Below are 25,119 nucleotides of genomic sequence, written 5' to 3'. Positions count from 1 at the left end.
TTAATTATGAAAAAATACATTTTTCTCCTCATACTATTTCTGGCGACTTCCTGTAACAAATACTTGGATATCGTTCCGGATAATATCGCCACGATCGAATATGCATTTCGATTACGTGCGACTACTGAACGTTATCTATTTACCTGCTATTCATACCTCCCTCAGCTTGGAAATAGAAACACAAGTCCAGCACTATTTGGAGGTGATGAGTTATGGTGGGTACGTGAGAGTATCTCTTCTAATCCTTGGCACATCGCGAGAGGAAATCAAAACGTCACTAATCCCTATTTAAACTTTTGGAATGACACTTACCCCCTTTGGCGCGCTATACGTGAATGTAATATTTTCTTAGAAAACATAATGAACGTCAAGGATGTAGAAGATTTTGAAAAAAGGAAATGGGCGGCCGAAGTAAAGTTCTTAAAGGCCTATTATCATTTTTTCCTTTTGCGAATGTATGGGCCAATTCCAATTATGAAGGAAAACATCCCAATTTCTGCATCCGAAGAGGAAGTTCGCGTTTCGCGCCAACCTGTCGACGAGGTGTTCAATTATATTGTCGAATTAATTGATGAAGCTTGCCTAGACTTGCCAGATCTTGTTGACGACGAGAATTCGGAATTAGGAAGAATCACATTGCCTATTGCGATGGGTATGAAAGCAAAAATATTGGTCTATGCAGCAAGTCCCCTATTTAATGGAAACCCAGATTACTCTGGTTATTCAAATAAAGACGGTACGCTACTGTTTAGCCAATCTGCGAGTCCTGAAAAATGGGCGAAAGCCGTAGCTGCGTGTAAAGAGGCAATTGATAAGTGCCATTCATTGGGAATGGAATTGTACTATTTTGAGGAAACCAATATTGCGAGAAATTTATCGGATTCTCTGAAGACACAAATGAATACGCGGAATTCGTTTGTAGAACGTTGGAACTCAGAAATCATTTGGGCACATACGAAGAATAATGCGCGCGATTTGCAAGTCAATGCCATGCCTAAAAGTTTGCCGGCCGCAGCCATAGGCAATGGCGCAGTGGAAGGACATTTTGCAGTTCCGATGCGAATTGCCGATTTATTTTACAGCGAACATGGTATACCCATCGATGAGGATATCAGCTGGCCATATGACAATCGGTTTTCTTTGCGAACGGCCGTTGATAAAGATCGCTTTTTTATTCGGAAAGGATATACGACAGCGGAATACAATTTTGACAGAGAATCAAGGTTTTATTCGACGCTTGGCTTCGATGGAGGAGTTTGGTTTGGCCAAGGTAACTTTGATCAGGAAAACGCATATTGGCTAGAATTAAAACTTGGACAAAGCGGCGGCAAAAGAGGAAATCTAAATCACACAGTAACGGGATATTACCCGAAGAAATACATTTACTATACGAATGTTTTATCAACGACGGCAAACACCTATACATCTGTAGACTACCCTTGGACTATGCTTCGATTAACAGACCTCTACATGTTATACGCAGAAGCATTAAATGAGTTGCAGGGTCCAAATGATGAAAGCTTCATCTATTTAGACCTCGTACGCAAGCGAGCAGGTTTAGCCGGTGTCAAGGAATCGTGGACAACCTATTCGAGAAATCCAACAAAGTTCAACACTCAACAAGGGCTTAGAGAGATTATCCAGCAGGAGCGTAATATTGAATTTTGCTTAGAAGGGCAGCGATTTTGGGATGTCCGTCGTTGGAAAACCGCCATTGAAGTTTATAATGATGTAATTAGCGGTTGGGATATGGACCAAGCTCGGGCTGAGGATTACTATCGTGAAAAAACCATATTTCGTCAATCGTTCGCCCTGAAAGATTATTTCTGGCCGATTCGCGAATACGACTTAATCGTCAACAAAAACTTAGTTCAAAGTCCAGGATGGTAAAATGATAAAATCATGAAAAGAATAACCACATATATCGCAATTGCTGTTATCATGGTATTAGCAGCTTGCCAAGAAATGATTCATAGCCCTTTAGAAGAAGTCTCTTCAACGCCCGGGCAACCGACCGTAACGAAAATTGAGAATATAAACGGCGGGGCAAAAGTAACTTATTCAATACCCAACGACCCAAGTATATTATATGTTGTTGCTGTTTATAATACTGGGAAGGGCGAGGAACGGGAGATTAAATCGTCAGTTTATAAGAATTACATTGAGCTTGAAGGATTTGGCGATACCAATCCTTATCAAATTAAACTGTATAGTGTTAATAAAGCTGAAGTTCGTTCAAGTCCTGCCGAATTCACAATTAATCCATTAAATCCTCCAATCGACGAAGTCTTTAAAACGTTGGTTGTTAACCGAGATTTTGGAGGACTAAATGCTAAGTTTAGCAACGAGAAGGAAAAGGGCATTGTTTTTTATACCCTTTATAAAGATGAAGAAGGGAACTGGGTACAGTACGATCGCCTCTTCACCTCCGCGAAGTTTCGTGACTATTCCGTTCGAGGATTACTTCCGAATCCGACCGATTTTGCTTTTTTCTTCCGTGATGAATGGGGGAATCATTCGGACACTTTAAAGACGAATATCACTCCGCTGTATGAAGAAATGTTGGAGAAAAAGTTGTGGAAAGCTTATCCACTACCAAGTGACAATTATACGGTGCAGGGAAGTTGGGGACCTATTAGCAATATATGGGACGGAGATTATGTTCGTCTTTCCAAGTTATATTATCAAGCTACTGCCGGTGCGTCTATGCCCAATTGGTTCACAATTGATTTAGGCAAAAAATCTAAATTTAGCCGAATGGTTGTTTTTCAAGCACCTACGGAACGTCCGACCTATGCATATAACTATGGAACACCTCGAACCTATGAAGTTTGGGGGTCAAATAATCCGAATCCAGACGGCTCATTTGACGGCTGGACTCTGCTAATTCATTGTGAGTCTATAAAGCCTTCGGGCAGCCCTGTAGGTGAGCGGACTCCTGAGGATAGCGCGTATGCACTTGCAGGAGAGAACTATAATTTCCCCACAGAAACCGAAGCATATCGTTACATCCGATTCAAAACGATCCGTTCTTGGACTGGTGCACAAAACTTGATGCTTACTCAACTAGATTTATATGGTCAACCAATGGATCAATAGTTATGAACTTAAAAACAAAGTGTATGAAAAAGCAAATTAATTCTCCCTTTGTACTATTTACCATCTTGTTCGCTTTCGTTTGCTCTGCAGGCTCATGCGGACGTATGGATGATACTTATGTGCAATTTTTGGAGGGTGGAGAAAAAATATACGTAGCAAAAGCAGACTCGCTAAAGCTAAAATCAGGACGAAATCGGATTGAACTATCGTGGTTACTTTTATCAGATCCGAAGGTGAAGAAATATAAGATATATTGGAATCAGCGGCGTGATTCTTTAGAAAACGTTGTTAATAAATCAGAAGAAGTCGACACCGTACGAGTCATCATTAACAATCTTCCAGAAGGCAATCAGACTTTTCAAATTTTCACTTATGATGATGCAGGAAATAGCTCTGTTAAAGCAGAAATCTCCGGACGCGTTTATGGGACGCTCTATGAAAAATCTCTACTGAATGCTACTATTTCGAAAGTTCTTAGAAAATCTGATGATCTGAAAATCATTTGGAATGTCAATCAACCGGCAGGATTGAGTGTAACTGAGATTAAGTATTTGGATATGACAAATAATCAGAGGCTGATCCTTAACAAGAATTTTAAGGATACTACGACTTTAGCTCAATTTCCATTGAAAGGCAACTTTGAGTTTCGTTCTGGGTTTTTGCCAGACTCATTGGCGATAGATACCTTTTATGTAGATTTTGCAGAAGTCAAAACCAATTAAATCAACATTAATAAACCAACATTATGATTTTACACCAAAAGAACCGACGATATAAACCTCATTTGTTTCTATTTCTTTTATCGATTTTTTGCCTAAACATCGTTCTAGGTCAGGAAAAAAAGCTAACAATCATTCCGGCAACCGAGGCAATCAAAATCAATAGCGATGCAATGCTTATTAACGAGAAAAGCAGCGAACGAATTATCGATTCTAGGTTAACAACTAAATCAGGAATTACCTTGAAAGCAGGTGTTGCTCAGGCGATAAATTCTGAGCGAGAGGAATCGGATATAGCCTTCCGCATTCGTATTCCTACTGCCGGCCATTATACGATTTATACGAACGCGGTGACCGACGCAGAGGGAGCTCAATTGATGAAAAAAGCGAAATCGAAGTTCGAGTCATTGTTTATGCGGATACAATTTGGCGACAAACGAGGGACCAAACGAGTTGTCTATGTCCCTTGGGACCGACCTGTCCAGCATACCGGAATTTTTGACCTTCCTGCGGGCGAGCAGGATGTCAAAATCTGGTTGCCTCGAGGAGTGCGATTTGAATACGTACAGATTCAAAACTATGTCGCTCCTAAAGTCCCTACGGCTGCCGCTTCCTATCAGCCATCAGTCAGCCCTCCGAGCAGTCGGCCACGGCTTTGGGTGAATCAGGAAACACTACCTATGGTCAAAAAGAATCTGTCTGATCCAGAACATGCGCCCATTTGGAACAAACTTAAGGACGATGCATTAAAGCCATTTCCGCTTGTTTTCGACCCCAACGAAGAGATGTCTTATAATGTTGACCTGGAGAAGGCGATGGAGCTAAAAGCGTTCTATTATTTAATGTCTGGTGACAGAAAGATAGGTCGGGAGGCTATTGACCTGACAAAGGCGTATCTTTCTCATGTGGAGTTCGGTAATATTTTGGACATCACGCGGGAGCTGGGCCGTGCAATTTATACGGCGGCTTTGGTGTACGATTGGACATATGATCTTCTATCGAAGGAGGAGAAGAAAAATTTGGTCAAAGATTTTATGCGCCTCTCGATGGATATGGAAATCGGCTGGCCTCCGTTTCGTACGAATATATTGAATGGCCACGGAAACGAAGCAATGGTCAACCGTGACTTCTTAGCAATGAGCATTGCGATTTATGACGAAGATCCTGTACCCTATCAATATGTATCCTATCAAATATTAGAAGATTTAGTACCGATGCGCCGTTTTGAGTATCAATCACCACGTCACAACCAAGGTATTGGTTATGCGGCTTATCGTTTTGCTTGGGAAATGCATGCGGCATGGTTGTATTATCGAATGTCGGGACAGAAGGTCTTTGATGATAATATCACTTCGATGCCTTCCTATTTTATGTATATGCGTTCTCCTGCAGGCGAGATGTTACGAGATGGAGATGGTTTTGCATCAGGGAAAGCTGGTGAGCCTTTCTATTGGAAATCGCCACAAGTGATGTTTTTAATGTCCACTTACGGGCGAGATCCTATTGTGAAGGGAGAATTCCTTCGGCATGGCCAGCTCAATAACCCGACGATGTTTCTATTGCTGAACGACCCAACTTTGAAAGCCGAACCTAGCTTGAATAGTTTAGCTCTTACAAAGGACTTTGGACCAATTTTAGGATCCATGGTAGCCAGGACCGGTTGGAATATCGGTCCTGATAGCGACGATGTGGTGGCAGAGATCAAAGGTGGTGGTTATCATTTCGGGAACCATCAGCACGCGGACGCTGGCGCCATTCAATTATATTACAGAGGCTTTCAATTTGGTGATATCGGACTCTATCGATTCTACGGAACTCCCTATGATATGGGATTCAACAAGCGCTCGGTTTCCCACAGCGTGATGCTTGCTGTCGATCCGAATGAAAAGTATTACCGTAGCGAAGTAAATGATGGTGGTACTCGCTTCAACCAGCGTGCGCCACGCTCTCAAAAAGAAGTTGAAAGCGATCCATGGTTCCACAATGGAAAGGTAATGGCGACTGCTGTAGGTCCCGATCCAAAGCAACCGTATTTCAGTTATTTTGCCGCGGACTTAAGCAGTGCCTATTCGGAAAAAATGCTGAATTACACACGGCAGTTTTGCTTTATTAATACTGGCCGGAAAGATATACCTGCGGTGATTGTATTAACCGATCAGATGGAAACCAGGACCCCAGATATCGATAAATATTGGCAGATTGCATCGCTTAATAAACCAGAACTTACTCCTAATGGATTTGTATTGCACAATTCTTTGAATGGACGCGTGGGGAAAACGCATGTTTCTATCTTAAGCCCTTCGGGTGGTTATGATGTTAAAGTGCTTTCGGACGCTATGACGACAAACGTTTTCGGAAAACAGTTAGAAGTTCCTGAAACGCCTTTAGCAGAGGGAAAAGGACATAGAACACTGATTTCTCACCAAGCAAAGGATAAGTCGAATCATTACCTTACGGTATTCCAGGTGTGTGAAGGAAACAGTACTCCCCTTGTTCTTTCGCAAGAAAAGAGCGGAAATGTTGATTTGATATATATTGGAGATGACTTAGTCGTAGCCAGTTCTGGAAAAGAGATCGATGAAAAATTCGGATTTAAAAATAATCGGAAGAAGAATAGCAAGGCTATTTTAACTGGGTTGAAACCCGGAAAATGGGTTTTGCGTCGCGGTAAGCGTGTTGTGGCGGAGAAAGAAGTTAGTGCGAAAGAAAGGACGGCATACTTTGAACTGGATCGTGCGGGAGAGTATAGTGTTGAAATGAGGTAGAAGAAAAAATTTCTCGTGTAGCTCTTTTAGAGAGTGCTACACGAGAATTTAGAATTATTTATGGTTACTATTAATTTCAATTTTTGCAGGAAATATCCTTCCTGGATCTGCAAAGAGCGCTGTACTTTCAACCAAAGCAGCCTCAGACAATTTTAATTTCTTATTAAATACCTGTTTGCCATTATAAGTTACAGAAATTCTTTTCTTTAAATCGACATAGCGATCAGATATGTAGAAAGAGGAATTTAATTCATCGTACATATACTTCTCTTTAGGCGCAGCATCATCAAGGTGGGCTTCAATTTTTATGTTAAAGCCCTTGAATTCTAAATTAAGCAGCCCGTAACTCCACAACGATCAGCTTTCCTTTAAAATTATCCGAACAAACTTTCCTTATCAAAAATCCGGACTGCAAAATTTAAGGCTGGGCAACCAAGCTCTGTCGCTATCCTTTCCGCTTCCTTAGCGGAAGTACGCTCATGCTATTCTTCAAGCACGAAGTATGCTTATAAATTCCGAGTCTATCTTTTGGAAATCATCATATGATTTCATGCTTTCAACCTGCAATAACATACTGACCTGTTAGTACATCCATTGGGAGGGATTATATCTGCTGTTCGAATGTTGGCTTAATGACTTAACCCTGCTCCGGTTGACCAAAAATTCAAAAAACCGATTCCCCTACGGCAAGCTTAGGATGCGTTCAGTAAATACTTCTCGGGCTTGAAGTGAGGGTGAATTCTCCAAAGCATCACAGAATAAAAAAGCAGAGGCCACTGGACGACTGTGGTTAGGAAATCTGGCGCCCACGGAGTTCCATTATCAAATCCAGAAGCAGGATATCTCTGAAACGACTAAAGAAATCTGCAGTCAAAGGCAACTATAAGGGGCGATCAGATACGAATTCCAGTGTCAGGAGACAACCGCGGAATCATCGGAGACTCCCGGTCAGGAACTTCCATCAATAAATAGTATTCATCGGGATCCCTATTCGGCTTTAGCGGACTTCCTTCCGAATCTGGCAGCAACTTAGTGCCATGCCAGCAATTAGCATAAATAATAGCTAGTGGGCCCTTAAAAACGTCATGAAATCAATTAAGTCGAAATGCCTAGTGAATCTACATGACATTTCTTTAAGGAAACCCACCAATTGGGCGGAGTACAAACAAGCGTATAGTAAGGCACATGCCAAATACAAAGATACGTGTAAGATCAACAGTACAGCTTTTTAGAACTTCAACATTGGAGTTAGTGCATCCCGTGGCGGGTATTGAAACCCCCAATCATTGTTTTTCGACATATACATTGGGATCGTTTCGCTCCTAGTCTAATTAATGAAACAGGCATGGAAGTTGTTACAATAAATAATGAATTGCTTAATCGTCTTTTCGACAGAATTCTAGATCATCATGAAACTTAAATCCGCTACTTTATCTAGGATCAGAGCTATCTTGGCTACATTGTTAGTGGCCCTGATCACATTTTTATCCGTTTGGTGTCTACTCGAACAATCACTAGGTTAGTCTAAACTAAGATCCCCCACATCCCGCGCAGATGCCTTCATTAATTATTTTTGCGCAGCAGGATGTCATCCAATTGCCTTGTTCAATCCCTTAACGGGGGTGAAAACCTTAGCGCGTCGAACCCCGCACCTAAGGAGGTTTTGTTGGCCTTTCTTTGCCTTAAGTTATCACCGAGCGATGAAACTTCGCTGGAGGAGGAAGCAAATAATTCCGATTATAAGCGGTAATAGCCCATCACTATTGCACCAAAATATAAAAGGTATGTTCTTTCTAAGCTTCGATAGCTCTTTTCAAACGGGAGTACTCCATTAGTGAAAACAGTTGAAAAATAATATCTGTATGCTGGCTTAAAAAGATCACTGAGGAAATTCTAGCCTGCGTGCCACGCTACCTCCGCTTGAACCGAAGCGTCTACTCCGCCACGGGATAATATCCACCTCGAAGAAATTGGATTAAGCTCGGCATCGATCGCCGCTCTGAGGTCATTATCGCTAAACATTAGATTTAATTATTTAATTTTTTACTTTTGTATCCCTATACCTAATACATAAATCTTGATGTCTGATACTAAGCACATTCTTAGGGAAGTAGCCAAAGGAAGTGAAGTCGCTTTTAGGGCGCTGTACCGTGCCTATAAAGATAACATTTACTATACTGCCTTTCGTTTGTCAAATGACGAATACGTCGCCGAAGAAGTCCTTCAAGAAACTTTTATTTTGATATGGAAAAATAGAGAAAAGCTCACCGAGGTGATGAATTTTGATGCATGGGCATATCGAATCGCTAAAAATGTTTTTCTTAGTCAACTTCGCCAACGTGTGATTCCGACGGAAACCTTAGACGCCTATGTACATGATTTACGAGACGGTCAACTTTCCCGCGACAGTGCTGAATACAAAGAGTTGGAAAATCATTTTGAAAAGGCAATAGCGGCGTTACCGGAAAAGCAGCGATTGACCTATCAATTCATCAAAAATGAAGGCCTATCCCGAAAACAGGTCGCCGTCATGCTCCAAGTGTCTCCTGAAACCGTCAAGTACAACTATGAACAAGCTAACGAGAAGGTTAGAAATTACCTGATTAAATATTTAAATGACATTCCGTTAGCAGTGATTCTTCTTTTCTTATTAAAGAGGTTACTATAACCTAACCTGCTTAAAGACGATCAGTGTTCACGAACTGAAAACATGATCAACAGTGCTTTTGTCATGGCGTTTATAGCATTTGCTCACCTATGATTACCTTGAAAATTATTATTTCACATCTATGGGAAAGATGTCGATAGGCAATTTGCTTCGCTTTAACCGTCTATGTCGCAATCCCGTCCACGAACGACGCTAATAAACGTAATCCTTTATCTATTTCTAATGTGTTACTCTTGCTTCTGAATTCGATGGTTATCTATCTATCGATTTAAGAGGCTCCATTAATCATGTAGTTTTCGGAATGCCAATGGCGTTAATTTCGTTTTTTGTTTAAACAGTTTGTTAAACGACTGTGGATGTTCAAATCCAAGCTCATATGCAATTTCGCTTACCGATAATTGGGTGGTAGTCAATTTTTCTTTTGCGAAATCAATCAATTTATTTTGAATATGTTGTTGCGTTGTTTGCGCTGTATGTAAGCGTAATAACGTTCCTAGATAATTAGGAGATATATTCATTTCCTCTGCAATTGCTGCCACGGTGGGTGTGCCACTGCGCAATGAGCGGCTATTTTTGAAGTGCTCTAAAAGTACTTTCTCAAACCTTTCCAACAACTCATAATTTGATTTTCTTCTAGTAACGAACTGACGTTCATAAAATCGCTCAGAATAGATGAATAGCAACTCTAATTGTGAAATGATGATTTCCTGGCTGAACTTGTCGATGTTGGATTGATATTCTTTTTCGATATTATGAAGGACTTCTATAATTACTTTTTCTTCCTTATCGGACAAGAAAAGAGCTTCGTTTACGGCGTATTTAAAAAAGTCATAGTTCTTTATTTTTTTCACTAAGGGAGTGTTCCAAATAAAATCTGGATGAATGAGCAATAACCATCCCGAGGGCTCTACCATCACTTTGGGATTGACCTCCAGCCTGAGGAACTGTAGTGGTGAAACAAACGTTAGCACACCAGAATTAAAGTCATACTCTTGTTGTCCATAATTGAATTTTGCGTTAACATCCCGTTTTAGACCAATAGAATAAAAATTCTGAATCCATTTCAGTTCATTTTCCTCGGTGGGATAGGAAACCTGGCTATAGTCTATCAAGCTAATCAGGGGATGGTCTGGTTTTCGCAGATTACAGAAATCATGAAATTCTGCTATTGAATTAAAACGATAAGTTCTTTTCATTGGCGTGGATTTATTTGACCTGTTTGTACAAAATCATGCCAGCATGGTACAGAACACCATCTCTAAATTCCCCATCCGCGGTAAACCCTGTATCATCTTTATAGTCAATATAGTTCCCTCTTATCTTATAACTTCCTTGGTAAGCATGATTCTTATTGCCTCTTGCCTCGTCATACCGGTAATTGGATAAGAGTTCATGCCGAATGTAACCGTCTTTAGTAACCCACAAACCTATATATTCGAGATTTTCTTCCATACTGTTATTCATCACTGCTTTTTTGATTTTTTAATATTTTTTTTCAACGTTAATTCCTTCTTGATCTCATATATGAAGATCTATTCGAGACTATTGACTTGGCTGAATCTGTTGGTTAGACATATCAGTAACGGTAATATCACTTGCGATCGCATCTTGTCGTAAATAGCTCTTACGAAGATTCGGAGCGGGCATAACGGCTCCGAACCATATTTTTTCAACCTAAGTCAATTTTTTGAGCCATCCTTAGAACCATCCCGGAGCTGTTTCGGCTGTAAGGATAGTCAATTGATCTTGTATTTACAATGCCTAAGATCTTTATGTGATTAGATCTGTCGATGTGGCCATAATCTCGTATTGCGCCATTGTCTGTTGAATAAGTTTGTTCTTCTGCTCAGCGACGGCATAAGCATCTTTTCCCAAGAAAAGGTGTACGGGCGGTTTTGATAATTCACTCACTTCTATTAATATCTCTGCTGCACGTTCAGGATCATTAGGCTGATTGCCATCGATATCGCTGAGGTGCGCCTGTTCCGATTCCCTGGCACTTTTATATGCTAAAATAGGTTCGGTAGCGGTCTTCACCGATCCGCTGGAAAGAAACGTTGTTCTGAAATATCCTGGATAAATGACCGAAACATTTACTCCAAACTCTTTCATTTCTTCTGCTAGACCTTCAGTAAATCCAGCAACAGCAAATTTAGTAGAACAATAAATGCCAAACCCAGCGAATCCGCCAGAATAACCTCCGATAGAAGCTATGTTAAAAATATGGCCAAAGCGTTGTTTACGTAAGTAAGGAGCGGCATTTCTGATTACATTAAGCGATCCAAATACATTCACTTCGAAATTCTCGCGGACCTCTAAATCACTAAGTTCTTCCAGCGTACCGATCAATCCAAACCCCGCATTATTGACTACAACATCAATTTTCCCAAAATACTCCACGCAACGTTGAATCGCGGCCTTGACATTTTCATTATTGGTAAGGTCCATGGTAATCGGTAGAAATTGGAACGACGAGGGACCTACTTGCTCTTCTAAAGATTTAAGGTTTCTTGAGGTTGCGGCAACCCGATATCCGTTTGCTAATAGTTTTTTTACCAGTGTAAGGCCTAATCCCTTAGATGCTCCAGTAACAAACCATACTTTTTTTGTATCCATTGACTTAATTTTAAATGTTATGCAAAGATTATATATTTCGTATAATAAAAAGTAGCTAAATCACTCTATAATGTAGGCAGATCGTGGTTACGACATTATTCCTTCGTATCGCAGTTTCAACCATTTACGAAATTTTGGCGCCGCTTGTGAAAAAGTTGAGAGGTATATTCTCAACAGTTTCCATGATCGATAAATAGCGATCGATAATCTCAGGTCCGGTCTACAAAGCCTGGAATCTTTTATGTTTCCAGTAGCGGGCGGCGGTGATCAGGGCATTTAATCCGAGTATATTCGCCGTATGATTGTGCAACCTAGTTACCCGAACTGACATACATTCAGCATACGACGCTGTAGGTCTGGACAATGCTTGAAAAGGAGTGCTCCTGCATCATCAGAACTCTAGTAGAACGTGTCCAATATCCTAATAAAAAGCCTTGTCATACTCGTAGACGATTCTCAGGAAAGCTGCTACTTCCCTAAGTATAAAACCTTTCCAGATGCATCAATATATAGACAATAAGATACCACATAGCAGCAAGATGAACCCAAACAAAAAAACCGATAATTGCGTAAAGTGCCTAGGATGCACATCGGGGAGCTCTATAGATTTCACCTCATGAAAAACTTTATCCTAGGCTGACCTTAGCTGACTTTATGGGAGATAATAATTGATACCTACTGGGAAGCCCTGTAGTATAAGACATGGATGATTTTATTCTACGAGCTTGCATAACGGAAAAGGCCGCAGCAAGAGACATTGATGCCGCACCATTCGAAAGACTGGAGCGAAACATTTAGGTAAGGTAGGGAAAAGTCAACAACAATGAGGCTATCAAAAAAATTGGATGGCCCCGTCCATGCTGAATTTTCAACGTAACGCTAAACGAGGAGTTATCAGTATTCCAACGTAGAGGCTTTGACTTTACTTTTTTAGAGTCCCTTTTAAATTATTCTCGGAAATGCGACAACTTAACCAATTATGATAAAACATCACTTATTTTATCTGAGCACCAACCGATTTGCCTAAACCTAAATTAAAAGATCTTACTTTCATAAATGCCACCGAAGATAGAACGCCTAATACTAACCATAGAAAATCAATAATAAACAAATCCATTTTACCGTTGATAAAATTATTCCAAAGCCAGCTGCCGGTTTTTATACCATTGACGATCGGCACAAGCGATGAAGTTATAGCTCCCAAAAACAGGGTTTCGCGATTCGTGCGATTTAAGTTTCTACGAATAATATAGTAAGCCGTGCATATTAACCAGACCCGGAAATAAAAAGCGTAAATAAACTCCTGCGTAACGGTAGAGGTCAATTTTATGGCAATAAACGATATAGCAGTTACAGGCAGCATGCTTAAACATATCGCCAAAAACACATTTGCTGTCCAAAAGTTAAACTTTCTTTTAATTGGAATGACATTATTTTTATCGCGAGCTACCAACCAGATCAAAATACCAGAAATAATAACTAGACAGCCCATTGCCCCTAATACGAAGTAAATAACTTTAACGGGATATCCGCCAAAGTCAGCCAGGTGCAAGCGATAGATTATACTGCGTACGCGATCAACATAAGAAACATCGGTATAAGGCGATTTCTCTGCCAATATCGTATCATTTACAACTTGGACCGCTAGGACCCCAGCTCCAGCGAAACTCCTATTAAAATGAGGTTCGACTTCGACGACAACATACATATTCCAGTCCCCATAGTTCTTGATGGTGATCCGTTTAAATGTGCTCTGCGGCCACTTCTCTTTAGCTTGCCTCAAGTAAGCTTCCAAACTAAAATTTTTGTTCAATTCTTGATAAGCGTAGGTCAAAGGGAAATTTTGCGTAGTTTCTAAATCTTCATACAATTTCTCCGTATCACCATCGTACAACCGATTTGCAAAAGGCGTGATTAACACGGTGTTTATGATCAATACTACACCAGTAACGGCAAACATAAACTGGTAAGGAAAACCGATAACACCCAGGGCAGTATGCATATCCGTCCATACCGTTTTCCATCTATTAAAGGGGCGGAAGGTAAAAAAATTAGACACTATTTTATCCCAATGCAATAGTAACCCAGTGATTAGCGCAAATAAGAATAAGAACGCAGTTATACCGGCGATCAGGTAGCCAAATGGAGCAATGCCGATTCGAATAGGTACTTCATTTAATTGTGCTAAGAAATGCAGGCGATATAGAAATTCCCCCATATCATAGTTCGTCGAATAATCGCCAGTTTTGTTGTGTACGAAATCATGGGTGATGTATCTTCCGTCACCCTGGCCCCCACGCCCACGCCGTCCATTTGCTGGCTTAGCTCCTTGCGAGGTTTTCGCGAGTTCCGCTAAATTCTCTTTGTTGACAATGGTATCCTTTGATCCGCTAAAGCTGACATACCCTTTTGCCCCATTTTGTTGTAGATAAAAAATAATATCTCTGCCCTTCAAATTGTAGCCCTTTGATAGGGAATCTAAAAATTCAGCATATTGCTTGGGGTCAACTTGCTGATTGTGATAGCTGCGATTATTCTGCCATGCCGAGATTTCCTTTTTGAAGAAAGAAAAAGAGCCCGCGAAAAAGATAATATACAAAAGGACGCAAATGATAATCCCAGAAATGGTATGCGTATTAAAATAAATATTGTAATTTCTAATATTCATATTTAGTGTTTACTTGAGTAAAAATGGCAAATAAAAAAGCGTTGCCAATAGCAGATAAATAATCCATATTTTCCAGGCGTTCTTCGCTAAAAAAGCTAATAATAGCAAAGTTGCCCACAGTATATAACCTGTGATGCCCGCCGTTACAATGACATTCTTCTTCTGAAAAAGAAGAGTCATTAGCAAGTGAAAACTAAACATGACAAGATATCCTCCGATAAAACCGGCGGTAATTTTTAGAAACCGTTGAAAGGGGCTGCTTAGATATTTTTTATTTGCTGGCATGGCTTTATCGAGAAGAGATATAGGTAAACGTTAATTCAAACACAAGGCAAAAAGCAAAGAGAATAAGCACATGTTTATACGTGAGATACTGGTAAGGAAAAAGTAACACAATTAAACTCAGAAAGCCCATACCATAAATTAACCAGGCGAAAATACCCGCTCCCAAGCCTTGAAGATAGACCGTAGCCAACAGGCTGCTGATCGCTAATACTGCGCTTATTACTTGGGCTTTCGTTCGCTTTGCTACAACCTTCTCTAGCCAAATCGCTCGCTTAGGAAACCTGACCTTCTTACTGGTATTGAACCAAATAAAAGCGGCGACTAGAATCATTCCTAAAATAAGGGTATACATAGTTGATTGGGGTTATTATGGTCTACCGGCTCATTCCACGGTCGTCTACCTTGGTAGACCATAAGCGGTTATATAAGCTAGTTTAAATATTCTATAGCAGTTAAAGTCCCACCCTCAATTCTTAAGCCTCGCGTAGCGACCGCTGTGGAGGCATCAATTTTATAAACATAACCTATTCCTGTCGTTAGGTTCAATCCGATATATCCGAAACGACCAGCCTTATCGGAATAGTTATTACTGGTGAATCCCTTAATGTCCGCTATTTTAGGTAAGCCGGATACTGCTTTCCAGGTCTTTGACGCAACATCCAACACACCGATTATATTTCCAACCGAATAAGCGCCTTTGGCTTCTTTGCTGTTTGAAAAAGTAATGAACTTATTATTTCCGACGTATAGCCAGTTAGTAATATTTAAGCCTCCCGAAATCTCTTCGAAGTTGATATAAAAAGATTTGTCAAACTCGGTAGTTCCAGCATTAATTCGGGTCACTGCAGAGGGCTTTGTACTGTTCATGCTCGTATTGGTCCCCATAGAGGTCGCTACGGAAGAGGAAAAAGCATAAACGTCTCCATTTTCCACAAGCTCTAATCCATCTGTAAAATAGCGACCGATGAAGCTTGTACGGTCGTCTTTGATGATCTTTTCGAGTGTCATACTTGGATATGCGTAGACAGCGATCCAAGCTTGATCAGGGAAGGCAGTTCCGAAAGCGGCATCACAACACGCTTTGACAGAAAAGTAAGGTGCGTACACCTTTGACCCCACCTGCTTGATCCAGCTGAAGAACGCTAACTCGCCGTTATTATTTAGCTCTGCAGTATTAATATTACCCTGACTGGTGATGTTCAGCGAATTTGTATTAAATTGATACCAGGACGTTACCGGATTGGTGATACTTCTGGAAATCTTCATCATCAATATATCATCATTCACCGGCGCAAAAGCTTGTACGGTTTCCGTCACCGAGTTTGCTAGCTTGTTCAAATTACTGTCTAGGATATTATACACGGTTATCGCACCAGGATTTCCCTGTCCATACAACATGCTGAAAAACTTGTTGTTATGAGTTACATAGTATCTATAAGTTCCATCTTGTTCGACCCCTCTCCCTGCTGTTGACACTTTCCCCGTATCTAAGCTACTGGCTGTTAGCAAATAATCTGCAACGCCAGTGGCTGCCACAGGTGTAACAGCAACAATAAAATTGCCCTTTTCGCCGGGTTCTGTATCGTCCTTTGTACAAGCAGCCAAGGTGCTCAAGGTAAGTGCTGTGATTAGTAAATTTTTGATTTTCATGAGGAATATTATTAATTTAAAAGATTATTTTTTAGTGATAAAATAGCGTAGATTCAGGTAAAATGCTCGACCTGGTTTTTGCATACTGAAATTGTCGTACAGGCGCTCGTTGGTGATATTTCTAGCTTCCATACCGATATTATAGCGACCATTTCTCATACTATAAACGAGGCTTAGATCATGACTCAATTGTTGAGGAATGGTGTTTTTAGTAGCTCCCCGACTTGGCCAATACAGGTAAAAATCATGCACATACTGTAGGTTGTAACCCACATTAAGCTTATGACCCGATCCTGTAAATTCTGGGAAATATACGTTCAAATCAAAGTTTCCGAATAGATAGGGAATATTCGGCATCTGATCTTTATAGACCGGACTTACTTCGGTATACCCCTCTTCATATTGCTGCATATTCTGCAGGTATTGGTAGGTCCAGCTGGTAGCCGCAGACAACCACTTTTTATGGAAATATCGCAGCTCCAAATCGGCTCCTATGGTTCGTACGCCATCTCGATTATCAGCCATGTATTTACTTTGATTTTGGTTTAACCGTTGATAGATAAAATCTTTCGCATTTCTGTACAATGCGCCTGCAGTTAATGCAAATTGGTTGTTCTGGTTCATATCGAATTGATACAGCACACCCAGGTTGAAATTGTTGCTACTCTCGGGCTTCAGATTTGTATTTGCATCCTGGTTTTCCACGTCGCCAAACAATTCATAGGGCGTGGCCATTCTGTTGGTCAGCTCATAACTTGCTTTTAGTTGTAAATCAGCATTTAAGAAATAGGATACTGCCGTTCCATAGCCGAAACGACTTGAGTTAACGGAACTTGTATTTCCGTTTTTATTTCTTTGAGATAAGAATTTCCCGAAAATATGAGCACTCCAAAGCCTCTCTTCCTTGATTTGATAACCAACGCCTAATACGTTCTTCTGAGATAGCTTCGCGTATTCATAGGCACTGTTCTGGGGATTTATCTCGTCTGAACCACTTCTATTGAACGTATTAAAAACATTGTTGAGGGTAAAAACATGCTTATTCCCCAAATTGTAGTTTACATTCGCAGTCACAATACCGTCGCGATTTTTGTATTTGTACATCGTTCTGGAACGTTCGCCTGAGCTTGGTGGTAAATCCGCATGGGTATCACCAAACCAATCAAACCGCTTGGCAACCGTGTCTATGGTTTGTTCTGTACCCAGATTAATATTTGCGTTTAGCATGACATCTAATCCGTTGATTAGATTATTTTTGCTATACTTCAAACTCGGCATAACAATATTACCTCTTCGGTGCCAGGCCCCAAATACGGATTCCATCCTCGCTCCGGTTTGTATTTCCTTATAGTTTTGACCGAGTGTTATGCCAAATAGTAGCCGGTCAGCATATGATTTATTGACTACCCCAACATTCGCAATAATGGATTCGTTGTGAAACTGATCGTGAAAACGCGCCACTTCTGTAGCATGCGCGTAGTTATCTTTTCTATTGTTATGCTTTTCTATAAACACTTTGTAGTTATTGTCAGAGTAATTTTGGAAGGCGTTTAGTTCAAGGGTTAATCCGCTTCTATGAGTTAGCGCGGTATTGATAGTCGTTCTATGTGTATTAAAAGATCCATACGAATACGAAGCGTCGATATAGTTCCTGTTGGATTTATTGGTTACAATATTAATGGCACCGCCGAGCGCATCTGAACCTAACCAAATTGGAACTACTCCTTTGAATACCTCTATATTTTCGGCTAAGTTTATTGGAATCGTGTTCATTTGAAACGTGGAACCCATATTATCCATGGGCACGCCGTCGATAAAGAATCGAATATGATTCCCTGAGAAACCATTGATTGCTAAATTGATATTTGATCCCAAACCACCTTGCTCTCGAACACGGACACCAGGTACCTGATCGAGCGCATCCGCCAGATTGATGGTGCTATTATAATATTTTGTAGCATCTATGGAGGTAACGTTGAAGGCCGTTCGATTGGTCATCTGTGACTTCGTCAAACCGGTTACAGCGATTTCTTCAATACGTTGATCTTTTTCGACAAGAATGATGTCAAAACTATTGCTCCCCTCTTTCAGTACAAGCTTCTGTTTAAAAGCCTGATACCCGACAGCTTGTGCGGTAATTTCAAGATTTTTATTCTTGATGTTGATGAACTTAAACTTGCCCTGGTCATCGGTCCACATGGACTGTCCATCCAGCCGAACGGTGACACCAGGGATTGCTTGATGCTGGTTATCTTTTACCTTTCCCGATAAGCTGACCTTCTGTTGTGCAAGGGAGAGATTGCTGATGAGCGTGCACAACAACAGAGTGAGAAGCTTCACACCTCGACGATTAACTTGTTGATCGATATGCGTATAAACCTTACTTAATAACGGCTTTGAAACAAAAAAATACATTTTTTTATCTTTTGATAAAGTGACCAGGCGAGTTAGTTAACAAAAAGAGCAGAAGTGTTCGCTCTGTAAATCTTTTCAATTGATTTGCCGAACCAATCCGTTTTTTTGTCCTCCGTGTCCGTTACTTCCAGTAAGTATTTGCCTTTCACCGGCGTTTTGAAGCTTATTGATCCCTTCTCATCGGTCTTTAAGGATTTTACCCAACCATCCGGCATAACCACTTCCACTTCTGCCTGTGGCAACGCTAAGTCATTTCGTTCAACCTCTGCGTGGATCATATCGCCGACCTGGTAGTCCCTAGGTTCTAGATGGATGGCTAATGGTAAAGCTGCTTTAGTTTCCGATTGTTTCCCCACCTGGACTTTCGCGAGCGCAGTGAATTCAAAAGCTGTAGTTTGGTAGGCTTCTTTTGCGGGATGTTCAATTGTAAGGATATAAGTTCCCAGCTGTGTAGGATTGAAGGTGGCGCTGAAGTAGTTTGAATGGGGCGTTGTCTTGACTTCAGTTTTTTGTTGATCCGGAGAAATCAAAAAAAGTTTAAAAGCTTTCACATCCGAGTACCATTTCTCTACAGGTTCGATCAGATTATGGCTGTATTCGCCATAGTATATTTTCACTTCCTGTGCTTTATTTTTCACACCTATGGCCGCTGTTTCTATCCACAAGGCATGCGCACTCACCATTTTAGAGGTAAAAATGGCAACGAGGGTAATCATTAATTTTAAGGTTTTCATGTGTTAATAAGAATTTGTCGATCTGTCATTTTGGCTCAAAAAAATGGCTGTGCACTTTTCAAAGCATTTTTGTTACTATGCTATTCCTGATACTTCCTTCCATACGATCCCCTAGAATCGCATTAAAAAATAGGAAAGGACAGCTTCGACAAAATCCCAAACAAGTGTAAAATTGTTTGATTTTTCTTATCTTGCATGCCCTTCCATAATTGCTTGTAGAGGGGTCTTCATACAATTTTATGTATGAATTTCTTAAATCAGTTACCGCTGATTTAGGATAGCGTCATGCGAAGATTACCGTCTTGCGCATGGCGCTCTTTTGTTTTATAAATCATGTCTTTTTTCTGATTCCTGCTTACAGCATGTTAAACATTCCTGCAGTTTTTATTTAGACTCATTATAAACAAATGCAAATATAAATTATAATTTTAATTTTCAAATTATTTTTATTCGCAAATTTCCTCATAAAAACATGCACCTTTCTCTTATGATTCTTCCAGACTGCTGTCGCTAAAAGTCATTTTATGATAGAATCTTAAAAAGATTTTTATTGGCTAGATAAAAAAAACTATGGACAGGGCAGTGCATATTGATTTTATCAACTTTCAATTGCATGATAAAATTTATTTGTTGCGTGGGTGGGAGGTGCTATTAGGTTACACAATAACCCTTTTTCAAACAGAAAACTAGTGTGATTTTCAATTTTCTCCCTACTCCATAGCTTAGGTCAAACGCTAAAATAGCTTACACGGAGTAACAAGGTCATTACACGCTAAACCCTAAACGAGCTCGCCTTGTGAGCGAAGACAGCAATATTTATTAAAACGTATCGCAACCGATTTATCCAATTTGTTTAATTTTGCCACTTATTAATCTTTTTTTAGAAAAAAAATAAGTCTGCCCCCCCCCCAAAGATCCTTTTTTTTCATCTATACAAGAAAGGCCGACATACTAAAGCGGTCGGTCGAGCATTATACACATTCATGAGCCAAAATTTTGACCAGAACTATTTAGAAGAACTTATCGAAAAAAGCCTAGCGGGCACCATCGATCCTAATGAGCAAAAACTCCTCACCTTATTTTTAAAATATGGGAAGGGACCCGGCGTGGACCGCCTCGTAGAGCGTGCATTTCTCCAAGAAAAGACCAATCTACCCGCCTCGCAGGATCGCTTCGACATCTTATGGGACAAGCTGCATCCTGTTCAACCGCTTCATAGCAAGCCGCAAATCGTTTCCATTCTTCGGTATGCTGCTGCCATCCTGCTTTTCCTTTCCATTCCGATGCTACTTTTTCGAACAGAAATGAAGCAGGCTTTGCAACTCCTCCCCACACAGCGGCAACCTGTTGCCAATGAGGCCTCGATACACGTAATCCCCAAATCCAACTCAAAATACGAGGACGTGCTATTGACTTTGAGCCCAGACAATGCAAAGACCTTAAACACCGATTCAAACAGGGAAGAGCTTCAGCTTTCGCACGCCGGCGTTGAAATCACGCAAAAAGCGCATTCGATTACATACGAAAAAATAGCTGGCGCATCGCTTGGTGCGAACATCTACCATCAGGTTCAAGTACCTGCGGGAAAAACCCTGGATGTGCAAATGACAGACGGCACGAAAATCACGCTGAACGCGGGGTCTTCCCTACGCTATCCGATTGCCATGGAGCGATCCGAGGTACGCGTAAGCTTGCAAGGAGAAGCCTATTTTGACGTGGCCCACCTTCCCAACCGACGTTTTATTGTAGCGGTTAGCGGGAATAAATTGCTTAAGAAACACCAGATTGAGGTGTTGGGCACACAATTCAACATCAAAGCAAATCCGAACGACCCCTCCATAAAAACGACTTTAATTCAAGGCAAAATCCAAGCTCGCGGCCTGGGTAAAGATCTGTTAGTCCTCCAACCTAACCAAGAGTTGACGGTAGATCATGGCGTCGCTATCAGGCCGGCCGATCTAACTTCCGCCACGGCTTGGAGGAACCGTACGTTCTACTTGAAAAATGTGGGGCTTGACGAACTCTGCCGCGAATTAAGCCGCTGGTACAACGTCGAGATTGCTTACGATAAATCCTTAGAAAACCTTCGATTCCATATCGACTTTTCCAGAGATAAACCCCTGGAAGAACTCTTAGCAATTTTAGCCATGGACCCGCAAGTGTCGATTGTCAGAACAAACAGCCAAATCCAAATAACAAATAAAAATTAACCTTAATCGAATGAATAACATTTTCAAATTTAAACATGTCCTCACCTTTTTGATGTTGGTCATCAGCAGTTATGGCTATGCGCAACAAATTAATCTTCGAAAAGATGTCATGAGCTTGGAAGAAGCCTTCCAGCAAATCAAAAAACAAACCGGAATGGACATTGTTCTGAGCGGCACCAACTTAAACGTATCTACCCAAATCGACCTTGATCACTCAGTTCGTACGGATCTACAAAGCTTCCTAAATTTCTATTTTAACAAGCTCAGTGGTTACCGCTATGTGATTAATAAAAACGTCATCGTGGTGCAAGAACTACCCAACAGAGTGAATAGTATTCGGGGAAAAGTGATCAATCGGTCTACTAGAGAAAGTATTGCCGGAGCAACCATCCGAATGAACGAGATGAACTCAATCAAAACCGATACCGGAGGTAATTTTATAATCCCATTTTACAGCATCCTCAATAAACTGACCATTAGTTATTTAGGTTACAAGAACATTGAGTTGACTGAATTTAATAAATTCTACTACCTCTTGGAACTCGAAGAAGAAGGGGAAAACATCGATGAGGTGGTGATCAACGGTATATTCGACCGAAAAAAAGAAAGTTTTACCGGTTCTTCGACCACCTTCTCTGGAAAGGAACTGAAAATGATTGGTAACCAAAACATCCTCCAAAGTTTAAAAACCTTGGATCCTTCCTTTCAAATTAAAGAAAACAACGCTTACGGCTCCGATCCGAACCGCCTACCCGACATCGAGGTAAACGGCAAGACCAGTGTGATAGGATTAACCGACGCCTATGGGGTCAACCCCAATCAACCGTTATTTATTTTGGACGGATTCGAAAGCAGCTTAGCAGTGATTAATGATTACAGTATGGACCGCGTGGAATCCATCACGATCTTAAAAGACGCGGCCGCCGCAGCGATCTACGGTTCCAAGGCTGCTAATGGCGTGGTCGTTGTGGTGTCCAAAAGACCAAAACCTGGAAAATTAAAATTCAGCTACAATGCCAATAGCAGCGTCAGTACGGCGGATTTATCGGATTACAATTTAATGAACGCCGAAGAGAAGCTTGAGTACGAAAAACTGGCATTGGTTTACGGAAATTTTACGGGAGACGGGGATACCAATCCCGAAGAAGAAATCAATTACTTCGCCTATTTACAAGACATCCGTAGCGGGGTAGAATCCTATTGGTTGGCCCAGCCACTACGCGTAGGTTTCAACTTAGACCAAAACATCAGCGCCACAGGGGGTGATAAGCATCTCCTGTATACGCTGACCGCCCGCCATTCCACCAAAGAAGGTGTCATGAAGGGATCTGACCGTCAAAACAGTGGCGGTAGTATCCGCTTAATCTACGAAAATGACTGGTATACTTTTGCCAATAACTTAAGCATCGACTACGTCAAATCCAACACCCAACCCGTTCCCTTTTCACAGTTCGCCAATGCCAGCCCCTACCGCCGGATGTACAATGAGCAAGGCGGTGTGGATCCAGGATGGTATAGTTTGACCCAAGTGGCCAGCTATATCGCTTTGAATCCATTATACGATTTTAACAACCACAACATCAACACCAACGAAGTCAATAGCTTCATCAATAATTTCGAGTTCCGCGGAAGATTACGCCCAGATTTAAATTTTGAACTGCGATTTGGCCTTCAAAAATCAACCGGACAAACCGAGATCTTTCGATCACCTTTCAATTCTGAATTCATGAAGACGGATGTCGATCAAAGAGGCTCTTTTCAAGAAAGCAATAGCCGCAATTTCCGGTACGATGCAACAGCTACGCTGAAATACTTCCGCGTACTGCAGGAAAAGCATGCGCTAAATGCAGTGCTCGGGGGTACCCTCGATGAAACTACCGATCGAAGCAGTACCTACAGTACCGTCGGATTCATTGATGATCAATACGCTAATCCGGCGTTTTCCTTCGGTTATCCCGACGGTGGAAATAGTCAGTATTTGCAGTCCACCAGACGTAGTGCCAGCGCATTTTTAAGCTTTAGCTACGCCTACGATCAAAAGTATCTGTTCGATGCAACGGTACGTTCGGACGGCTCCTCGGTTTTTGGAGCAGGGAAACAGTTTACGACCATTTGGTCTGCAGGATTAGGATATAACCTACATCGAGAATCGTTTTTGCCTTTTTATGAATGGGAATGGGTCAATTCCCTACGCTTACGTGCTTCAATGGGAAACCCTGGAAACCAAAACTTCAATGATTATATTTCGAGCCGAATCTATATTTTCAATCAGGAAAACCGTAATCCTTTTGGGGCCAGTTTGTACACCTCAGGCGCTGCAAACCCTGCCCTGCGTTGGCAAAAAACTATTAATAAAACGTTTGGCCTTGACTTTAAAGGATTCGCTAACGCGATAAGCATCACCGCTGAATATTTTGAAAAAATAACGGACCCCTTATTGGTTTATATTGGATTACCTTCCTCTGTAGGCGTCACCCAATACCCCCAGAATATGGGTTCCCAAAGAGGCAAAGGCTTCTCATTGATCAGTAATCTACAATTGCTAAACCATAAAGATTTTCGCTGGCTTGCGAATCTGAGCGCCATTCATATGACAACGACCTACGGAGATTTGGGCAACAAAATGGACGTCTACAACAACCAAAATCAAAGCCTGAATTTAACACGATATTACGATGGGGCAAGTCCAAACGATCTTTGGGCCGTCCGTTCATTAGGCATTAACCCAACGACAGGGGATGAGATGTTCCTCACCAAAGAGAATGAACAGACCTATAAACACAGTTATCAGGATGAAGTAATCGTGGGTAACTCCGAACCTACCTTAACGGGTAACCTGGGGATGACCTTCTATTACAAGGCCTTCTCCTTCAACTATAGCATACGGTATCGTTATGGGGGTCAGGAATTCATGAATACCCTCTACAATAAAGTCGAAAATATCAGTCAGGCAAAGCAATATAATAATCTGGATAAACGGGCTTTGTACGATCGTTGGAAAGCGCCTGGAGATGAAGCTAAATTTAAGGCAATTTCACGGACGATTAGCACGCCAATTTCCTCGCGTTTTGTCCAGGACAAAAACGAGCTGGTGGGGGAAAGCTTTTCCTTCGGCTACGATACCTACTCGGGGGCCCTACTTAGACGTGTTGGACTTGCGCACGTGATGGCACGCTTTTACGCTAACGATCTGTTCCATTTATCCACTATCCGCAACGAACGTGGCATTGAAAACCCGTTCGCCCACAGCGTTTCATTTTCACTCACTTTAGGTTTTTAAGATCCTACAA

General features: G+C 41.2%; 18 protein-coding genes. 7 read left to right on the top strand and 11 right to left on the bottom strand.

Translation table 11 applies throughout. The features are described 5' to 3' along the window. The first annotated feature begins 6 nt into the window (after positions 1 to 6). Genes DSM08_RS01465 through DSM08_RS01450 form a run of 4 tightly spaced genes read left to right on the top strand, consistent with a single transcriptional unit; the run spans position 7 to position 6,583 of the window. Entirely contained in the window at positions 7 to 1,890 is a 1,884-nt protein-coding gene (locus tag DSM08_RS01465) for a RagB/SusD family nutrient uptake outer membrane protein (RefSeq protein ID WP_149524480.1), read from the top strand. Positions 1,891 to 1,902: 12 nt separating this feature from the next. Then, complete coding sequence (locus DSM08_RS01460) at positions 1,903 to 3,099, top strand: DUF5000 domain-containing lipoprotein (RefSeq protein ID WP_149524479.1); 1,197 nt, start codon at positions 1,903 to 1,905, stop codon at positions 3,097 to 3,099. A gap of 23 nt (positions 3,100 to 3,122) precedes the next feature. Beyond that, positions 3,123 to 3,821, top strand: a complete 699-nt coding sequence (locus tag DSM08_RS01455) for a DUF4998 domain-containing protein (protein WP_187773942.1) — start codon at positions 3,123 to 3,125, stop codon at positions 3,819 to 3,821. A gap of 23 nt (positions 3,822 to 3,844) precedes the next feature. Further along, positions 3,845 to 6,583, top strand: coding sequence for a hypothetical protein (locus tag DSM08_RS01450; protein WP_149524477.1), 2,739 nt, complete (start codon positions 3,845 to 3,847; stop codon positions 6,581 to 6,583). A gap of 54 nt (positions 6,584 to 6,637) precedes the next feature. Here DSM08_RS01450 and DSM08_RS01445 read toward each other — a convergent pair whose 3' ends face one another. Together DSM08_RS01445 and DSM08_RS19345 are read right to left on the bottom strand one after the other, a co-directional pair. Beyond that, positions 6,638 to 6,844, bottom strand: a complete 207-nt coding sequence (locus DSM08_RS01445) for a hypothetical protein (RefSeq protein WP_149524476.1) — start codon at positions 6,842 to 6,844, stop codon at positions 6,638 to 6,640. A 1,632-nt stretch (positions 6,845 to 8,476) separates the two neighbouring features. Beyond that, positions 8,477 to 8,605, bottom strand: coding sequence for a hypothetical protein (locus DSM08_RS19345; RefSeq protein WP_262713912.1), 129 nt, complete (start codon positions 8,603 to 8,605; stop codon positions 8,477 to 8,479). A 58-nt stretch (positions 8,606 to 8,663) separates the two neighbouring features. Between DSM08_RS19345 and DSM08_RS01440 the strand changes: the two genes are divergently transcribed. Next, complete coding sequence (locus DSM08_RS01440; protein WP_149524475.1) at positions 8,664 to 9,251, top strand: RNA polymerase sigma factor; 588 nt, start codon at positions 8,664 to 8,666, stop codon at positions 9,249 to 9,251. 281 nt (positions 9,252 to 9,532) lie between these two features. Here the strand turns inward: DSM08_RS01440 and DSM08_RS01435 are convergent, their stop codons facing one another. The 9 genes from DSM08_RS01435 to DSM08_RS01395 all read right to left on the bottom strand — a co-directional run bounded on the left by DSM08_RS01435 (position 9,533) and on the right by DSM08_RS01395 (position 19,619). Next, the gene (locus tag DSM08_RS01435; RefSeq protein WP_149524474.1) at positions 9,533 to 10,447 is read right to left on the bottom strand and encodes a helix-turn-helix domain-containing protein; all 915 of its coding nucleotides are present in this window, start codon (positions 10,445 to 10,447) and stop codon (positions 9,533 to 9,535) included. A gap of 10 nt (positions 10,448 to 10,457) precedes the next feature. Beyond that, entirely contained in the window at positions 10,458 to 10,715 is a 258-nt protein-coding gene (locus DSM08_RS01430) for an Atu4866 domain-containing protein (RefSeq protein ID WP_149524473.1), read from the bottom strand. A 306-nt stretch (positions 10,716 to 11,021) separates the two neighbouring features. Beyond that, positions 11,022 to 11,867 (bottom strand): SDR family oxidoreductase, encoded by an 846-nt coding sequence (locus DSM08_RS01425; RefSeq protein WP_149524472.1) that lies wholly within the window; start codon positions 11,865 to 11,867, stop codon positions 11,022 to 11,024. Positions 11,868 to 12,861: 994 nt separating this feature from the next. After that, positions 12,862 to 14,535: a PepSY-associated TM helix domain-containing protein gene (locus DSM08_RS01420; RefSeq protein ID WP_149524471.1), complete on the bottom strand. Its 1,674-nt coding sequence runs from the start codon at positions 14,533 to 14,535 to the stop codon at positions 12,862 to 12,864. A gap of 9 nt (positions 14,536 to 14,544) precedes the next feature. After that, positions 14,545 to 14,820: a hypothetical protein gene (locus DSM08_RS01415; protein ID WP_149524470.1), complete on the bottom strand. Its 276-nt coding sequence runs from the start codon at positions 14,818 to 14,820 to the stop codon at positions 14,545 to 14,547. Positions 14,821 to 14,824: 4 nt separating this feature from the next. Then, positions 14,825 to 15,172 (bottom strand): hypothetical protein, encoded by a 348-nt coding sequence (locus DSM08_RS01410; protein WP_149524469.1) that lies wholly within the window; start codon positions 15,170 to 15,172, stop codon positions 14,825 to 14,827. A gap of 77 nt (positions 15,173 to 15,249) precedes the next feature. After that, positions 15,250 to 16,470: a DUF4374 domain-containing protein gene (locus tag DSM08_RS01405; RefSeq protein WP_149524468.1), complete on the bottom strand. Its 1,221-nt coding sequence runs from the start codon at positions 16,468 to 16,470 to the stop codon at positions 15,250 to 15,252. Positions 16,471 to 16,494: 24 nt separating this feature from the next. Next, positions 16,495 to 18,885: a TonB-dependent receptor gene (locus DSM08_RS01400; RefSeq protein ID WP_149524467.1), complete on the bottom strand. Its 2,391-nt coding sequence runs from the start codon at positions 18,883 to 18,885 to the stop codon at positions 16,495 to 16,497. 32 nt (positions 18,886 to 18,917) lie between these two features. Then, positions 18,918 to 19,619 carry a DUF4198 domain-containing protein gene (locus DSM08_RS01395; protein WP_149524466.1) on the bottom strand — a complete coding sequence of 234 codons (702 nt, stop codon included), beginning with the start codon at positions 19,617 to 19,619 and terminating at the stop codon, positions 18,918 to 18,920. A 983-nt stretch (positions 19,620 to 20,602) separates the two neighbouring features. Between DSM08_RS01395 and DSM08_RS01390 the strand changes: the two genes are divergently transcribed. Beyond that, positions 20,603 to 21,829, top strand: coding sequence for a FecR family protein (locus DSM08_RS01390; RefSeq protein ID WP_149524465.1), 1,227 nt, complete (start codon positions 20,603 to 20,605; stop codon positions 21,827 to 21,829). A 10-nt stretch (positions 21,830 to 21,839) separates the two neighbouring features. Beyond that, entirely contained in the window at positions 21,840 to 25,109 is a 3,270-nt protein-coding gene (locus tag DSM08_RS01385; protein ID WP_149524464.1) for a SusC/RagA family TonB-linked outer membrane protein, read from the top strand. The last annotated feature ends 10 nt before the right edge of the window (positions 25,110 to 25,119 follow it).

Origin of the sequence: Sphingobacterium hotanense, from assembly GCF_008274825.1 — a bacterium.
Lineage (GTDB): Bacteria > Bacteroidota > Bacteroidia > Sphingobacteriales > Sphingobacteriaceae > Sphingobacterium > Sphingobacterium hotanense.
This window is presented reverse-complemented; position numbering and strand designations above follow the sequence as displayed.

Coding starts and splice junctions, on each gene's coding strand:
- DSM08_RS01465 (WP_149524480.1), top strand. CDS start 7: ATGAAAAAATACATTTTTCTCCTCATACTATTTCTGGCGACTTCCTGT.
- DSM08_RS01460 (WP_149524479.1), top strand. CDS start 1,903: ATGAAAAGAATAACCACATATATCGCAATTGCTGTTATCATGGTATTA.
- DSM08_RS01455 (WP_187773942.1), top strand. CDS start 3,123: ATGAAAAAGCAAATTAATTCTCCCTTTGTACTATTTACCATCTTGTTC.
- DSM08_RS01450 (WP_149524477.1), top strand. CDS start 3,845: ATGATTTTACACCAAAAGAACCGACGATATAAACCTCATTTGTTTCTA.
- DSM08_RS01445 (WP_149524476.1), bottom strand. CDS start 6,844: ATGTACGATGAATTAAATTCCTCTTTCTACATATCTGATCGCTATGTC.
- DSM08_RS19345 (WP_262713912.1), bottom strand. CDS start 8,605: ATGTTTAGCGATAATGACCTCAGAGCGGCGATCGATGCCGAGCTTAAT.
- DSM08_RS01440 (WP_149524475.1), top strand. CDS start 8,664: ATGTCTGATACTAAGCACATTCTTAGGGAAGTAGCCAAAGGAAGTGAA.
- DSM08_RS01435 (WP_149524474.1), bottom strand. CDS start 10,447: ATGAAAAGAACTTATCGTTTTAATTCAATAGCAGAATTTCATGATTTC.
- DSM08_RS01430 (WP_149524473.1), bottom strand. CDS start 10,715: ATGAATAACAGTATGGAAGAAAATCTCGAATATATAGGTTTGTGGGTT.
- DSM08_RS01425 (WP_149524472.1), bottom strand. CDS start 11,867: ATGGATACAAAAAAAGTATGGTTTGTTACTGGAGCATCTAAGGGATTA.
- DSM08_RS01420 (WP_149524471.1), bottom strand. CDS start 14,535: ATGAATATTAGAAATTACAATATTTATTTTAATACGCATACCATTTCT.
- DSM08_RS01415 (WP_149524470.1), bottom strand. CDS start 14,820: ATGCCAGCAAATAAAAAATATCTAAGCAGCCCCTTTCAACGGTTTCTA.
- DSM08_RS01410 (WP_149524469.1), bottom strand. CDS start 15,172: ATGTATACCCTTATTTTAGGAATGATTCTAGTCGCCGCTTTTATTTGG.
- DSM08_RS01405 (WP_149524468.1), bottom strand. CDS start 16,470: ATGAAAATCAAAAATTTACTAATCACAGCACTTACCTTGAGCACCTTG.
- DSM08_RS01400 (WP_149524467.1), bottom strand. CDS start 18,885: ATGTATTTTTTTGTTTCAAAGCCGTTATTAAGTAAGGTTTATACGCAT.
- DSM08_RS01395 (WP_149524466.1), bottom strand. CDS start 19,619: ATGAAAACCTTAAAATTAATGATTACCCTCGTTGCCATTTTTACCTCT.
- DSM08_RS01390 (WP_149524465.1), top strand. CDS start 20,603: ATGAGCCAAAATTTTGACCAGAACTATTTAGAAGAACTTATCGAAAAA.
- DSM08_RS01385 (WP_149524464.1), top strand. CDS start 21,840: ATGAATAACATTTTCAAATTTAAACATGTCCTCACCTTTTTGATGTTG.